We start from the raw sequence: 14,736 nt of genomic DNA on the forward strand, positions 1-14,736 counted from the left end.
CGATTCGGTCATGTTCGCAGGTCCGGCTCGATCCGTCCCGGCAACCGGTTGTCCACACCCGGACCGGTTATCCACAGATTCCGCCTGCGGGCGGCGAGATCGCCGTGCCGGCGCCGCGCGCGCGGCACGCTGCCGCCATGACCGTATTGCTGTTCGCCGTGCTCGGCGCCGCGGCCGGTGCCGGCGCGCACCGCCTCGTCGCCCGCCTCGCCGGGCGCCACCCACCGCGCGGGGTGTGTGAGGCCGCCGCCGCGGCCGGCGGCGCCGTCGCCGTGCTCGCCACCGCCACGGCACCGGGTGCGGCCGCCGTCGCGGCGCTGATCTGGTGGTGTGTGTGCCTGAGCGCGGCCGACCTGTCGGCGCGGCGGCTGCCGAACGTCCTGACGGTGCCGGGCGCCGCCGTCGTCCTCGCGGTCGCCGCAGGAGCGGGACACGCGGCCCCTGCGCTCGCCGGGGCGGTCCTGCTGGCCGGGCCGTACCTGCTCGCTCACCTGGCCGCCCCGCGGAGTCTCGGCGCGGGCGACGTGAAGCTCGCCGCCGGGCTGGGGGCGGCCGCGGGCGCGAACGGCGCGGCGGCGTGGACGACGGTGGCCCTGCTGCCACCGCTGCTCACCGCCGCGGCGGGCGCCGTCGTCGTCGGCGCGGGTTGGGTACGGGCACATCGCCGCCCGCGCGGTGTGGTGCTGCCGCACGGGCCGTCGATGTGCGCGGCGGCCGTCGCCGCGGTCCTGGCGGCGGGTTGACCGGGGCGGCGTCCTGCCGGTGGCGGTGCACGTGGAAGGATGGGATTGTGCTGCGCTGGATAACTGCTGGAGAGTCCCATGGTCCCGCCCTCGTCGCGATGCTCGAGGGGATGGTCGCCGGCGTCGAGGTGACGTCGAGCGACATCTCGGAGCAGCTGGCGCGGCGCCGCCTCGGCTACGGCCGCGGCGCGCGCATGAAATTCGAGGCCGACAAGGTCACCATCCTCGGCGGCGTCCGGCACGGCCACACCCTCGGCGGCCCGGTGGCCATCGAGATCGGCAACACCGAGTGGCCCAAGTGGGAGACCATCATGTCCGCCGACCCGGTGGACGCCGAACTGCTCGCCGGGCAGGCCCGCAACGCGCCGCTGACCCGTCCGCGACCCGGCCACGCCGACTACTCCGGCATGCTCAAGTACGGCTTCGACGACGCCCGGCCCGTCCTCGAGCGCGCCAGCGCCCGGGAGACTGCGGCCCGCGTCGCCGCCGGCACCGTGGCCCGCAACTTCCTGCGCCAGGTGTTCGGCGCCGAGGTCGTCTCGCACGTGATCTCCATCGGCACGTCCGAACCCTACGTGGGGGTGGAGCCGACCGGCGCCGACCTCGCCGCCATCGACGCCAGCCCGGTGCGGGCCTTCGACAAGTCGGCCGAGGAGTCGATGATCGCCGAGATCGAGGCCGCCAAGCGCGACGGTGACACCCTCGGCGGTGTCGTCGAGGTCGTGGTGCACGGCTTGCCCGTCGGTCTCGGCTCGTTCATCAGCGGCGCCGACCGGCTCGACGCCCGGCTCGCCGCGGCCCTCATGGGCATCCAAGCCATCAAGGGCGTCGAGGTCGGCGACGGCTTCGAGACCGCCCGCCGCCGCGGCAGCGTCGCCCACGACGAGATGCGGCCCGGCCCCGACGGCGTGCTCCGCTCGACCAACCGGGCCGGCGGCCTCGAGGGCGGCATGACTAACGGCGAGGCGCTGCGGGTGCGGGCCGCGATGAAGCCCATCTCCACGGTGCCGCGCGCCCTCGCCACCGTCGACATGTCGTCCGGCGAGGAGGCCGTCGCGATCCACCAGCGCTCCGACGTGTGCGCCGTGCCCGCGGCCGGCGTCGTGGCCGAGGCGATGGTGGCGCTCATCGTGGCGCAGGCCGCGCTCGAGAAGTTCGGGGGCGACTCGATCGACGAGACCCGCACCAACGTCCGCAACTACCTCGAGGCCGTCGCGGCCCGGGTGCCACGGTGACGACATGACGCCACGCGCAGTTCTGATCGGGCCGCCCGGGGCCGGCAAGTCGACCATCGGCCGCCGGCTCGCCCAAGCCCTCGACCTGCCGTTGCTCGATACCGACGCCGAGATCGAGCGCACCACCGGGCGCACCATCCCGGACATCTTCGGCACCGACGGCGAACCGGCGTTCCGGCGGATCGAGGAAGAGGTGGTGGCCGACGCGCTCGCCCGTCACGACGGGATCGTCTCGCTCGGCGGCGGCGCGATCCTGTCCGAGCGCACCCGCGCCCTGCTCGAGGGGAGGACGGTGATCTACCTCGAGATCAGCGTCGCCGAGGGCCTGCGCCGCACCGGGACCAACACCACGCGGCCGCTGCTCGCCGGGGCGGATCCCGCGGCGAAGTACCGGGAGCTGATGCGCCGGCGCCGCCCGCTGTACCGGCAGGCGGCCACCATCCGGGTTCGCACCGACGGGCGCAGCCCCGGCCGCGTGGTGCAGCAGGTCCTTGCCAAACTGGAGGCGCAGACGGATCTGGCCGCCACCGGTGCCCACCCGTCCGCTGCCAGCGGGACCAGTACAGAGAATCGGAGCAATCAACCGTGACCGAACCGGTACGCGTCGACGTCCAGACGGCCCAGCCCTACCCGGTGATCATCGGCCGAGGCCTGCTCGGTGAGCTCGTCGACGAACTCACCGGCACCCGCACCGTCGCGATCCTGCACCAGCCGCCGCTCGCGGAGACCGCCGAGGCGGTGCGCACCGCGTTGGCGGAGAAGGGGATCGACGCCCACCGGGTCGAGATCCCCGACGCCGAAGACGGCAAGGACCTCGCCGTCGCGGGATTCTGCTGGGAGGTGCTCGGGCGCATCGGGTTGACCCGCAGCGACGCGATCGTCAGCCTCGGCGGGGGAGCGGCCACCGACCTGGCCGGGTTCGTCGCCGCGACGTGGATGCGCGGGGTGCGGATCGTGCACGTGCCCACCACGCTGCTCGCGATGGTCGATGCCGCGGTCGGCGGCAAGACCGGCATCAACACCGACGCCGGCAAGAACCTCGTCGGCGCCTTCCACGAGCCGTCCGCGGTGCTCGTCGATCTCGCGACCCTCGAGACGGTGCCGCGCAACGAGATCGTCGCCGGCCTCGCCGAGGTCGTCAAGACCGGCTTCATCGCCGACCCGAAGATCCTCGAGCTGATCGAGGCCGACCCGGAGGCCGCGCTCGACCCGGCGGGAACGGTGCTGCCCGAACTGATCAGACGCTCGATCGAGGTCAAGGCGAAGGTCGTCGCCGCGGACCTCAAGGAGTCGAGCCTGCGCGAGATCCTCAACTACGGGCACACCCTCGGGCACGCCATCGAACGGCGCGAACGCTACCGGTGGCGTCACGGCGCCGCTGTCGCCGTCGGCCTGGTCTTTGCCGCCGAGCTGGGCCGCCTCGCGGGGCGCCTGGACGACGCCACCGCCGACCGGCACCGCAGCATCCTCGAGCTCGTCGGGCTGCCCACGACCTACGACGCCGACGCCTTCCCGCAGCTGCTCGAGGGCATGCAGTCCGACAAGAAGAACCGCGCGGGCATGCTCCGGTTCGTCGTCCTCGACGGCCTCGCCAAGCCCGGCAGGCTCGAGGGACCGGATCCGTCGCTGCTCGCGGCGGCGTACTCGGCCGTCGCGCGGGAGGGGACCGCCGACCCGGGGACCGTGCTCCTGTGATCCGCTGAGCCCCCTCGACGGGCCGGCGCACCGAAGGGTGCGCCGGCCCGTTCCATTTTTCCGGGATCCCTCGGCCTACTCGGCCCCGAGGTAATTCGAACTGGACGGAATCAGAGAATTTTCCGAATCAAAGGTCGCGGCCCCACCGGACGGCCGACCGCAGCCACGGAAATGAAAGACTTTTCGCCGCAACGGGTTCGGATTCGCCCTCGGCTCTTCGTTGATTTCCGGGTGGTACCGGCCGTACGATTCCCGTCATGATGAACGCTCAGCAGGTCACGACGACGCCGGATGCCTTCCGGCGCCGCGTCGCTCACTGCTGACCCACCACGCGAGCCCCGGGAGTCGACGTCCCGGGGCTTTCGTCGTGTTCGGGCACGTCGCTTCCTCTCGCCGACACGAGAGTCGAGGAACGGATCATGAACGGTGCAGATCACCGAGTGCTCGGTCGCGAACTCGAAATGTTCGCCACCGCACCGATAGTGGGTGCGGGCCTTCCGCTGTGGCTGCCGGACGGTGCGGTGATCCGTGCCGAACTCGAGGCCTTCGCCGCCGAGGTGGCGGCCGAAACCGGCTGTCGCCGCGTCTACACCCCGGTGCTCGCCAAGAAGGAATTGTTCGTCCGGTCCGGCCACTGGTCCAAATTCGCCGACGACATGTTCCCCGAGATGCGGGTCGGAGGCGAGAGTTTCGTCCTCCGGCCCGCCAATTGCCCCCACCACGCCCAGATCTTCGCCTCGCGGGGCCGCAGCTACCGCGACCTGCCGATCCGCCTGTCGGAGCTGGGATCGATGTTCCGCAGCGAACTGTCCGGCGTGCTCGCCGGCCTGAGCCGGGTCCGGCAGATCAGTCTCGACGACGCGCACGTGTTCTGCGCGCCCGAACAGGTCGGCGCGGAGGTGGAACTCGCGCTGAGTGCGATCGAACGCTGCTACGGGGTCCTCGGGCTCGACGACCGGCGTTACCGCCTGTCCCTGGGTGACGCCGGCGGGCGGTATCTCGGCACCGGCGAGCAGTGGGCGCACGCGCAGGATCAACTGCGCGGAGCGCTCGAACGGCGCGGGCTGGACTTCTTCGAGGCCGAAGGGGAGGCCGCGTTCTACGGTCCGAAGATCGACATCCAGGTCGCCGGCGCGCACGGGCGCGAGGAGACCGTGTCCACCGTCCAGCTCGACTTCACTCAGCCCGAGCGCTTCGGCCTCGAATACACCGGCGAGGACGGGCGCAGGCATCGGCCCGCGATGATCCACCGGGGTGTGCTCGGGTCGATGGAGCGGCTGATCGCGATGCTCGTCGAACGCTTCGAAGGGCGCATGCCGCCCTGGCTGTCGCCCCGCCAGGTGGCGGTCCTGCCCGTCGGGGACGGCCACGGCGACGGGGCCGGCAGGCTGCGGGACAGGTTGGTGGCCGAGGGGATTCGCGTCGACGTGCTCGCCGGGGGTTCGTTGGGCAGCCGTATCCGGGCCGCGCGCCTGCACCGCGACCCGTACATCGCGATCGTCGGCGACGAGGAACTCGCGGACGAGACCGTCAGCGCACTGGTGCCGCAGTCGGGGCAGCGGGCGTGCCTCGGGCGCGAGCAGTTCGTGCAACGGGTGCGGGCCGACGTCCGGGGCCGGGTCCTGCGTCCGTCCGCGCTGCCGTGAACGCCCCCTCGTGGACGCCGGCCGAGGGGGAGCCGGCGTCTCGGGTCATGACCGGGTTCCGGCGATCGGCTCGGCCGCCGTCAGCGCTGGTCGTGCCGTCGCAGTCGGGCTCCGAGCGCGCCCGGCCCGGACTCCGTTGGCGATCACGACGATCTCGGCGACCTCGTGGACGAGGACGACCGCGGCCAGGCCGAGGACTCCGAACAGGGCGAGTGGCATCAGAACGGTGATGATCGCCAGGGACAGTCCGACGTTCTGCAGCATGATCGTCCGCGACCGTCGAGCGTGGCGGAGCGCTCGGGGCAGGTGCCGCAGGTCCTCGCCCATCAGGGCGACGTCGGCGGTGTCGATGGCGACGTCGGAGCCCATCGCGCCCATCGCGATGCCGAGGTCGGCGGCCGCGAGCGCAGGGGCGTCGTTGACCCCGTCGCCGACCATCGCGGTCGGCCGTGTGGCGCGCAGGGTCTCGACGAGACGGGCCTTGTCCTCGGGGCGCAGGTCGGCGTGCACCTCGTCGATACCGGCGTCGGCGGCCAGGGCTCGGGCGGTGCGGTCGTGGTCGCCGGTGAGCATCGCGACGGTGTAGCCGTCACGGCGCAGCCCGGCGACCACCTCGCGCGCTTCCGCGCGGAGCTCGTCGCGGACGGCGACCGCCCCGATCGCGGCGCCTTCGCGTTCGACGAGGACCGCGGTGGCCCCGGCATGCTGCATCCGCTCGATGTCCGCGGCGAGCGGACCGGCGTCGATCCAGCCGGGCCGGCCCAGCCGGACAGGAGCGCCGGCGATGCGGCCGGTCAGGCCGGCACCGGGGACCGCGTCCACCTGTTCGGCCGGCACGTAGTCGTCGACGGCGGCGAGAATCGCCGGGGCGAGGGGGTGTTCGCTGCGGGCCTCCAGAGCGGCGGCCACGGCGAGAACGTCGTGGGGGGTCGTTCCCTCCGCGGTGGCGACGTCGAGCACGGCGGGCCGGTTCCGGGTGAGGGTGCCGGTCTTGTCCAACGCGATGCCGCGGATGCGGCCGAGAGCCTCGAGGGCGGCGCCGCCCTTGACCAGGACGCCGAACCTGGATGCGGCGCCGACCGCGGCGACGACCGTGACCGGGATCGCGATCGCCAGCGCGCACGGCGACGCGGCGACCAGCACCACCAGGGCGCGTTCGATCCACACGCGCGGATCCCCGGCCAGGCTGCCGACGACGGCGATGGCCGCGGCCGCGACCATCACGGCCGGGACGAGTGGGGTGGCGATCCTGTCGGCCAGGCGTTGCGCGTCGCCCTTGCGGGACTGCTCGGCCTCGACGATCCGCACGATCCTGGCCAGCGAGTTGTCCTGCGCGCCGGCGGTGACCTCGACCTCGAGGACACCGGTGCCGTTGATCGACCCGGCGAACACCTCGTCGCCCGGACCGGCCTCGACGGGCATCGATTCCCCGGTGACGGCGGAGGTGTCCAGGGCGGTGCGCCCGGATCGGACGATCCCGTCGGTGGCGATCCGCTCCCCGGGTTTGACGATCATGACCTCGCCGAGCGCGAGGTCGGCAGGCGGAACGGTCTGCTCGCGACCGTCGCGCAGCACCGTGGCGGTGTCCGGGACCAGGGACAGCAGTGCGCGCAGGCCGCGGCGGGTGCGGGTGACGGCGTACTCCTCGAGTCCCTCGCTGATCGCGAACAGGAACGCGAGCATCGCGGCCTCGCCGACCTCACCGAGCAGCACCGCGCCGAGGGCCGCGATCGTCATCAGGGTCCCGACGCCGATCCCGCCCTTGGGCAGGCGTTCGAGCGTGGCGGGGACGAAGGTGTAGCCGGCGACGATCAAAGCCACCGCCTCGAGTCCCACACCGAGAGCGTCGGGTCCGCCGCCAACACGGACGATCAGGGCCGCCACCAGCAGGACGCCCGCGGCGGCGGCCGCCCGGATCTCCGTGACCTGCCACAACTTCTCGGGCGCGTGCTCGTCCTCGCCGGGGAGGCGGGGTTCGGCGTGGCCGCAACCGCAGGCGTCGCTCACGGCGCGCTCCCGGTGCCGGTGCCGTAGTTCGGGCACAACGCGACCGCGTTCCCGGTCGCGGCCAGCAACGTCTCGGCCGAGGCGAGCAGATCCATCAACTCGGGTCGGGTCAGCGAGTAGAACACCTGCCGGCCCTGGGGGCGGCCCTCGACGAGGTTGCAGTCCCGCAGGCACGCCATGTGCGCAGAGACCGTCGACTGCGCCAACCGCAGCTCACCGACGAGGTCCGCCACCCGCGCCTCACCCTCGGCGAGCCGTCGCACGATCGCCAATCGGGTGCCGTCCGAGAGGCTGTGGAACAGCGCCACCGCGGCGTCGAGGTCCGGCACCGGCCGGGTCGACGTCGGGACCGCACCACCGTCACGATTGATCGTCATACGGCGATGATAGCGGTTTCAGGCGATGTAACGCTGCGACTACTCGGCGCCGCGCACGACCTGCAGGCCGGGACGGCCTGCACGCGCCGGCACGGGCGTTCCGCGGCGGCCCCGGTTGTCCCGGACGGGATGGGAGAGCCGGTGGGCGTGCAGGTAGGCGACGCCCACGCGGGAATACCAGGCGGCGGTCCAGGACGGGATGCCGCCCAGCATCGACAGCGCGAACCCGTGGTGGCGGTCGACGAAGTCGACGGTCACCGCGTACAGATCCACCCCCGGGCACTTCCTGGCCGCCGCCTCGATGTCGAGGTCGTCGGGCCACCAGCTCGCGGGCAGGACGGGGTCGGCCGCCTCGGGGGTGCCCGGGTGGCGGCGACCGAGCACTCGTCCGCGCACCACCGCGGCGGCGGCGCTGCACGAGCCCTTCGCGAGGCCCCACGTCGTGGACCACAGGCCGGCGGGGTGCGTCAGCGGCAGGATCGCCCCGAGCAGTCGTCCCAGCTGCGGTTCACCACCGGTCCGGGAGCACCAAGGCCCACCCTCGTCCGAGCCGTTCGGGGCCGTCTTCCCGTCGGGGCATACCGGAGCGCGCTCTCCCATGGTTCCCTACTCTAAATGTATTGGGCGCCAGTCGGATTGATTTTCGGTGATCGCATCGCGGCAGGGGGATCCGGCCGGGCGGCTCCGCCTGCCCGGCGTCCGGGTCGCGGACGGGCGGTGCTGGGGCGGTCGCTGCGCGTGGGGACACTGCCGAGGATCGGTCTCATCCGCCGTCGAGGCTCCGGTGGGCCAGTTCCTCGCGCGCGGCGGTCTCGACGCCGACCGGGAGGGCAGGGGTGCGGCCCAGTTCGAGGTCGGCCACGAACTCGGCGAGCAGGTCGGTCGGCCATCGATCGAAGTCGGCCATCGCAATCCCCCTCGGTGCGTCCGATCGGGCGAGCGGCTTTCCCTCGCCTGCTCCCGATTCTCGATCCCGATGCTTCACAATTACACCACCGGCACGTCGTGTGACACGACTCCTCGCATAATCGGTCCGTTCCGCCCGTCCCGTCCGATTCCGGCCCGGGCGCGGATCACGCCCGGATGCCCTCCACGGCCGGCGCGGAGCTCGGTTCTGCGCCGTGTTCCCGGCCCAGGTCGGCGATCGCGGAGGTGAACTCCGGGTCGAACAGCAGGAAGCTGAGCAGGTCTCCGCGATCCTCGTCATCGCCGCCGACCAGCCGCGCGACGACGGACGGCGCGGGGTTGCGCAGGAACCGGCGCACGGCGGGCCGGCGACGCACCACGTCCTCCGCGATCTCGGCGATCCGGCCGGCCTGGCCCGGTGGTGGGCCGGCGAAGTCGATCCCGATGGGACGGTCGGTCGGGGACACCGCGCGGGTCTGCGCGATCCGTGCGTTGCGGAATTCGAGCGTGTGCAGATCCTCGATCATCCGGTAGCCGAGCATCGCGCGCAGTGCCAGGGCCGCGACGCCGGCCACGTCGGGAGGCGCCGGCCGGTGCCTCCCGGTGCGCGCCGCGACCGGCGGGGGCCACACCCGCGGCTGCGTCGCCACGACGCCGACGTCGTTCGCGCCCAGCAGCAGCGCGGGTTTGATCGGGGTGTTGAGCAGCAGTCCGCCGTCGATGTACCAGCCGGAGCGCTGCGGGGCGCATCGGTCGGTGACGTGGATGGGCCGGAACAGGATCGGGACCGCCGAGGAGGCCAGCAGGTGGTCGACGGTCAGCGTCGTCTCGACGTAGCTGATGTTGCGGCGGATGTCGTACTCGGGCAGGCGCACCGAATCGTTCTTCTCCACGAACACCACCGTCCCGCCGGTGGCCACGGACGTCGTCGCGACGGCGACCGCGTCCACCAACCCGGCCCGGATGTTCTCGTGCAGCCGGGTCCACGGGACGAGGCGCTGCAGGGTTCCCCGGATCGGGGTCGTATCGAGCAGGCTGACGAGACGCGTGCGGGGAAAGCCGATCGCCTGGCCCAGGAAGGCCGCGCCGGTGCCGAGAAGGCTGTGCACCGACGAGTACACGTCGGACGAGACCACCCCGGTCCACAGGTCCACGACCCGTTCCGCGGCCGTGGGCAGTCCCTCGTCGGCAAACGCGGCGAGCCCGAGCACGTTGATCGCGCCCGCGCTGGTCCCGACGAGGATCGCGGGCGCTGCGCCGTGCCGCGTCATCCGGGGAAGCAGGGAGGTGATCGCCCCGGCCTGATAGGCACCGCGCGCGCCCGCGCCCGCGACGACCAGCGCCGTCCGCCGGCGTCCGTGGGTACCGCGCGCCCCGCGTCCGGCCATGGGCGGAACGGTACCTGCCGGCCTCCGGCCACGGACCCGATTCCGCAACCGGCCCGGTCCGATCGGGAGACGCTAGGGGCGGCGGTCCGGATCGATCCGCTCGAACACCTCGGTCGGGGCGTCGTCGTCGCGCCACCCCGGATCCGGCGCCGCGGCCGCCCCGACCGGCGCCGGCCCGGCGTCGGGCTTCGCCTTCGGCGCGGACTTGCGCTGCTCCCGGCGCACCAGGAACCGCCCGAGCATCACCGCGGCCGTCGCGGGGACGTACACCAGCAGCACGGTGAACGCCGCACCCGAGGTCAGTTCGAAGAACAGCGACTTGACCCCGACCTGGATCGGGCTGACCGTGTCGATCAGCCAGGTGAGCAGGCCGGCGACGAGGCCGGTGACCGCCGCCGCCTTCAGCCACAGCATCGTCAGGTCCGCACCGTCCTCCGACTGCGGGTGCGCCCGCTGGTCGCGGATCCCGTCGAGCCCGGCCCACACGATCGCGGCGAGCACGACGACGGCCAGCGCGACCATCCGCAGCACCGAGCCTTGCAGCGGCCATTGCACCAGGGCGGCCCCCAGCAGGACCCGCACGAGCACGTGCACGAGGGTCAGGCCGAGCCCGCGAAGCAACCAGGGTTTCATGTACCTCAGAGTAACGTCTGGATCGGCGGAAGTGTGTTCCGCCCCACATGGTCTCCGCTCCTCATCGTCCTGCCCTTCGTCGTCCTGCCCTTCGTCGTCCTGCCCTTCGTCGTCACCGCCCGGGCGGCGGCCGTTCCGGCCGCCGCCGCGGGAGTACGTTGAGCCCATGCCCGCCGATCACGCCTCCCGCCGCGCCGCGCTGCGCCGGCTGCTCGCCGACCGGGACCTCGATGCGCTCCTGGTGACGGACCTGCTCAACATCCGCTACCTCACCGGCTTCACCGGTTCGAATGCCGCGCTGCTCGTCACCGCCGACGACGACGACGAGTCCCGCACCGTCGTGTGCACCGACGGCCGCTACCTCACCCAGATCGCCGCGCAGGTGCCCGACCTGCGGGCCCGGATCGCCCGCGCCAGCGCCGATCACCTGGTCGGTTCCGCGGCCACGCCGGCCCGGTGGGGCTTCGAGAGCCACATCGTCACCGTCGAACAGCACGTGCGCTGGGCGGGGCTGGACAGCCCGCTCACCCTCACGCCCGCGCCCCGGCTGGTCGAGCAGTTGCGCATGGTCAAGGACGAACACGAGGTCGGGCTGCTGAAGGCGGCGTGCGCCGCCGCGGACCGGGCGCTGGCCGACCTCGTCGCCGCCGGCGGGCTGCGCCCGGGCCGCACCGAACGGCAGGTCGGCCGCGATCTCGAGGCCCGCATGCTCGACCACGGCGCCGACGGCATCTCCTTCGAGACGATCGTCGCGACCGGGGCGAACTCGGCTGTGCCGCACCACCGGCCCACCGACGCGGTGCTCGCCGCCGGGGACTTCGTCAAGCTCGACTTCGGCGCGCAGGTCGGGGGATACCACTCCGACATGACCCGCACCTACGTCCTCGCGCGGGCCGCCGACTGGCAGCGGGAGGTGTACGACCTCGTCGCGCGCGCCCAGGCGGCCGGGCGGGCGGCGCTCGTGCCGGGCGTCGACCTGGCCGCCGTGGACGCCGCGGCCCGCGGCGTCATCGCCGACGCCGGGCACGGTGATCTGTTCCTGCACGGACTCGGCCACGGGGTCGGTCTGGAGATCCACGAAGCACCCGGAATCGGCCAGGCGGCGACCGGTACACTTGCCTGCGGTGCGGCGGTGACCGTCGAACCGGGCGTGTACTTCTCCGGGCGCGGAGGCGTGCGGATCGAGGACACGCTCGTGGTGCGTGAGCAGGGACCGGAGCTGCTCACACTCACCGACAAGACATTGACCGTCGTATGAGGGCGGTACCTCGACTCTAGGAGACGCGAAACCAAGTGGCCGATACCAGCGATTTCAAGAACGGGCTCGTGCTGAAGATCGATGGTCAGCTGTGGCAGATCATCGAGTTCCAGCACGTCAAGCCCGGCAAGGGGCCGGCGTTCGTCCGTACGAAGATCAAGAACGTGCTCTCCGGCAAGACCGTCGACAAGACCTGGAACGCCGGGGTGAAGGTCGAGACCGCCACCGTCGACCGCCGCGACATGACGTACCTGTACCACGACGGCACCGACTACGTGTTCATGGACGGCGAGACCTACGACCAGATCTCCATCAACGAGGAGACCCTGGGCGACGGCGCGAAGTTCCTGCTCGAGAACATGCAGGTGCAGGTGGCCACCCACGAGGGCACCCCGCTGTTCGTCGAACTGCCGGTCACCGTCGAACTCGAGGTCACCCACACCGATCCCGGCCTGCAGGGCGACCGCTCCACCGGGGGCACCAAGCCGGCGACCCTCGAGACCGGCGCCGAGATCCAGGTCCCGCTGTTCATCAACACCGGCGACAAGCTCAAGGTCGATTCGCGTGACGGCAGCTACCTCGGGCGAGTGAATTCCTGAGTGTCCGGTACGCAGAAGAAACTCGGAGCCCGGCACAAGGCGCGTAAGCGTGCCGTCGACCTGCTGTTCGAGGCCGAAGCCCGCGACATCGACCCGGTCGGTCTCGCGGCCGACCGCATCGCGCTCGCCGTCACCGACGACCAGGTCGCCCAGGTGCCGCCGTACACGCAGACCGTCGTGCGCGGCGTGGCGGAGCATCTCGACGAGCTCGACCAGGTGATCGCCGAGCACCTGCACGACTGGACGCTCGAGCGGCTGCCCGCCGTGGACCGGGCGATCCTGCGCATCTCGGTGTGGGAGCTGTTCCACGCCTCCGACGTGCCGCCGGTGGTGGCCGTCGACGAGGCCGTCGAACTGGCCAAGCAGCTGTCCACCGACGACTCGCCCGCCTTCGTCAACGGCATCCTCGGCCAGATCGTGGCGCTCGCCGACCAGGTCCGTGCCGCCGCGGCGGCCACCTCGTCGCGCGCCGCCGAGCCGGCCGAGCAGCGGGAGTCCGAGCGGCCCTGACATCGCAACGTGAGCGGGCCCGGCCGGGGACGGAAGTCGCCGGCCGGGCCCGCTCGTCGCTACCGGGACGGCGGCCTGTGGCACGCCTCACCCCGCACCCGTGTCTGGGGGTCACCGGCCGCTGCTAGGCTGATGCACCGTCAGGCATCCTTTAACGATCCGTCCAGCGAGGCGGAGAAGGAGGTCGCAGTATGGCCATGTCCGAAGACGGGTCGCCGGTATCCACGCCCGGTCCGGCCCGCGAATTGCTCTCCGCAGCCGACGTCGGCCGCACTGTCGCCCGCATCGCGCACCAGATCATCGAGAAGACCGCGCTCGACGCCCCCGAGGGCGAGGCCCCCCGCGTCGTCCTCGTCGGTATCCCCACCCGCGGCACCACCCTCGCGCACCGGCTCGCCGAACGCATCGCCGAGTTCTCCGGGGTGACCGTGCCCGTCGGCTCCCTCGACATCACCCTCTACCGCGACGACCTGCGCACCAAGCCGCACCGGCCGCTCGAGCGCACGTCGGTGCCCGAAGGCGGCGTCGAGGACGCCCTCGTCGTCCTCGTCGACGACGTCCTGTTCTCCGGCCGCTCGGTGCGCGCCGCGCTCGACGCCCTGCGCGACCTCGGCCGGCCCCGCGCCGTGCAGCTCGCAGTCCTGGTCGACCGCGGCCACCGCGAACTGCCGCTGCGCGCCGACTACGTCGGCAAGAATGTCCCCACCGCCCGCGCCGAGGACGTGCGGGTCCTGCTCACCGAGCAGGACGACCGCGACGCCGTGGTGATCTCCGGAGGCAAGATTTCGTGAAGCACCTGCTCTCCATCGCGGACCTGACCGAGGCGTCCGCGACCGAGCTTCTCGACGAGGCCGAACGGTTCGAGCAGGCGCTGCTCGGCCGTGAGGTGCGCAAGCTGCCGACCCTGCGGGGCCGCACCGTGATGACGGTGTTCTTCGAGAACTCCACCCGCACCCGGGTCTCGTTCGAGGTCGCCGGCAAGTGGATGAGCGCGGACGTGATCAACGTCAGCGCCTCGAGCTCGTCGGTCGCCAAGGGCGAATCGCTGCGCGACACCGCGCTGACCCTGCACGCCGCCGGCGCGGACGCGTTGATCGTGCGGCACCCCGCCTCGGGCGCCGCGCACCGCATCGCCGACTGGACCGGCGACGGCAACGGCGGCGGGCCGGCGGTGATCAACGCCGGCGACGGCACCCACGAACACCCCACGCAGGCCCTGCTCGACGCGCTGACCCTCCGGCAGCGGCTCGGGTCGATCGCCGGCCGGCGCATCGGGATCGTGGGCGACATCCTGCACAGCCGTGTCGCCCGCTCCAATGCGCTGCTGCTGTCCACGCTCGGCGCCGAGGTGGTGCTGGTCGCGCCCCGCACGCTGCTGCCGGTGGGCGTGGAGACCTGGCCGGTGACCGTGTCGCACTCGCTCGACGCCGAACTGCCCGGCCTCGACGCGGTGCTCATGCTGCGGGTGCAGGCCGAACGCATGAACGGCGGGTTCTTCCCGTCGGCGCGCGAGTACTCGATCGGATACGGGTTGTCGGAGAAGCGGCTGGCGATGCTTGGCGAGCACGCCGTGGTGCTGCACCCCGGTCCGATGCTGCGCGGCATGGAGATCGCCTCCGCGGTCGCCGACGCCCCGCAGACCGCGGTGCTGCAGCAGGTGAGCAACGGCGTGCACGTGCGCATGGCCGTGCTGTTCCGTCTGCTCGTCGGCACGGAGAGCGCGATCGCATGACCGGCTC

Annotated in this window: 17 protein-coding genes; 11 read left to right on the forward strand and 6 right to left on the reverse strand. The window is 72.4% G+C overall.

Features of this window, described 5'->3' with window-relative positions; translation table 11 throughout:
* Positions 1-137 precede the first annotated feature (137 nt).
* The 5 genes from HFP48_RS13440 to thrS all read left to right on the forward strand — a co-directional run bounded on the left by HFP48_RS13440 (position 138) and on the right by thrS (position 5,319).
* Positions 138-743 carry a prepilin peptidase gene (locus tag HFP48_RS13440; protein WP_168579623.1) on the forward strand — a complete coding sequence of 202 codons (606 nt, stop codon included), beginning with the start codon at positions 138-140 and terminating at the stop codon, positions 741-743.
* Positions 744-790: 47 nt separating this feature from the next.
* Positions 791-1,978, forward strand: coding sequence for a chorismate synthase (gene aroC, locus HFP48_RS13445; protein WP_168579624.1), 1,188 nt, complete (start codon positions 791-793; stop codon positions 1,976-1,978).
* A gap of 4 nt (positions 1,979-1,982) precedes the next feature.
* Positions 1,983-2,567, forward strand: a complete 585-nt coding sequence (locus HFP48_RS13450; protein WP_006947003.1) for a shikimate kinase — start codon at positions 1,983-1,985, stop codon at positions 2,565-2,567.
* On the forward strand, positions 2,564-3,673 hold the full coding sequence (aroB, locus tag HFP48_RS13455; protein WP_006947002.1) for a 3-dehydroquinate synthase: 1,110 nt from the start codon (positions 2,564-2,566) through the stop codon (positions 3,671-3,673). Before HFP48_RS13450 ends, aroB begins: the two co-directional genes overlap by 4 nt.
* Positions 3,674-4,089: 416 nt before the next feature.
* Positions 4,090-5,319 carry a threonine--tRNA ligase gene (gene thrS, locus HFP48_RS13460; RefSeq protein ID WP_255326728.1) on the forward strand — a complete coding sequence of 410 codons (1,230 nt, stop codon included), beginning with the start codon at positions 4,090-4,092 and terminating at the stop codon, positions 5,317-5,319.
* 45 nt (positions 5,320-5,364) lie between these two features.
* On the opposite strand, the gene HFP48_RS13465 is transcribed toward thrS, so the two are convergent.
* From HFP48_RS13465 to HFP48_RS13490, 6 genes are all read right to left on the reverse strand, one after another.
* Entirely contained in the window at positions 5,365-7,326 is a 1,962-nt protein-coding gene (locus tag HFP48_RS13465; RefSeq protein WP_168579625.1) for a heavy metal translocating P-type ATPase, read from the reverse strand.
* Positions 7,323-7,703 (reverse strand): metalloregulator ArsR/SmtB family transcription factor, encoded by a 381-nt coding sequence (locus HFP48_RS13470; RefSeq protein ID WP_168579626.1) that lies wholly within the window; start codon positions 7,701-7,703, stop codon positions 7,323-7,325. Before HFP48_RS13470 ends, HFP48_RS13465 begins: the two co-directional genes overlap by 4 nt.
* 39 nt (positions 7,704-7,742) lie before the next feature.
* A complete protein-coding gene (locus HFP48_RS13475) occupies positions 7,743-8,303 on the reverse strand; it encodes a hypothetical protein (RefSeq protein WP_102800060.1) in 561 nt (186 codons plus the stop codon).
* Positions 8,304-8,466: 163 nt separating this feature from the next.
* Positions 8,467-8,610: a hypothetical protein gene (locus tag HFP48_RS13480; RefSeq protein WP_006937614.1), complete on the reverse strand. Its 144-nt coding sequence runs from the start codon at positions 8,608-8,610 to the stop codon at positions 8,467-8,469.
* 166 nt (positions 8,611-8,776) lie between these two features.
* Entirely contained in the window at positions 8,777-9,997 is a 1,221-nt protein-coding gene (locus tag HFP48_RS13485) for a patatin-like phospholipase family protein (protein WP_006937615.1), read from the reverse strand.
* Between the two features lie 72 nt (positions 9,998-10,069).
* Positions 10,070-10,630, reverse strand: a complete 561-nt coding sequence (locus HFP48_RS13490) for a B-4DMT family transporter (protein WP_029543592.1) — start codon at positions 10,628-10,630, stop codon at positions 10,070-10,072.
* Positions 10,631-10,663: 33 nt separating this feature from the next.
* On the opposite strand from HFP48_RS13490, the gene HFP48_RS32085 reads away from it, so the two are divergent.
* From HFP48_RS32085 to HFP48_RS13515, 6 genes are all read left to right on the forward strand, one after another.
* Complete coding sequence (locus HFP48_RS32085) at positions 10,664-10,792, forward strand: hypothetical protein (protein ID WP_006937617.1); 129 nt, start codon at positions 10,664-10,666, stop codon at positions 10,790-10,792.
* Positions 10,793-10,796: 4 nt separating this feature from the next.
* On the forward strand, positions 10,797-11,888 hold the full coding sequence (locus HFP48_RS13495) for an aminopeptidase P family protein (protein WP_168579627.1): 1,092 nt from the start codon (positions 10,797-10,799) through the stop codon (positions 11,886-11,888).
* Between the two features lie 35 nt (positions 11,889-11,923).
* A complete protein-coding gene (gene efp / locus HFP48_RS13500) occupies positions 11,924-12,487 on the forward strand; it encodes an elongation factor P (RefSeq protein ID WP_006937620.1) in 564 nt (187 codons plus the stop codon).
* Positions 12,488-12,997 (forward strand): transcription antitermination factor NusB, encoded by a 510-nt coding sequence (nusB, locus tag HFP48_RS13505; protein WP_006937621.1) that lies wholly within the window; start codon positions 12,488-12,490, stop codon positions 12,995-12,997.
* Between the two features lie 191 nt (positions 12,998-13,188).
* Complete coding sequence (gene pyrR, locus HFP48_RS13510) at positions 13,189-13,788, forward strand: bifunctional pyr operon transcriptional regulator/uracil phosphoribosyltransferase PyrR (protein WP_006937623.1); 600 nt, start codon at positions 13,189-13,191, stop codon at positions 13,786-13,788.
* Positions 13,785-14,729 (forward strand): aspartate carbamoyltransferase catalytic subunit, encoded by a 945-nt coding sequence (locus tag HFP48_RS13515; RefSeq protein ID WP_006937625.1) that lies wholly within the window; start codon positions 13,785-13,787, stop codon positions 14,727-14,729. Before pyrR ends, HFP48_RS13515 begins: the two co-directional genes overlap by 4 nt.
* Positions 14,730-14,736 lie beyond the last annotated feature (7 nt).

This window comes from Rhodococcus sp. DMU1, from assembly GCF_012272955.1.
GTDB lineage: Bacteria > Actinomycetota > Actinomycetes > Mycobacteriales > Mycobacteriaceae > Rhodococcus > Rhodococcus aetherivorans.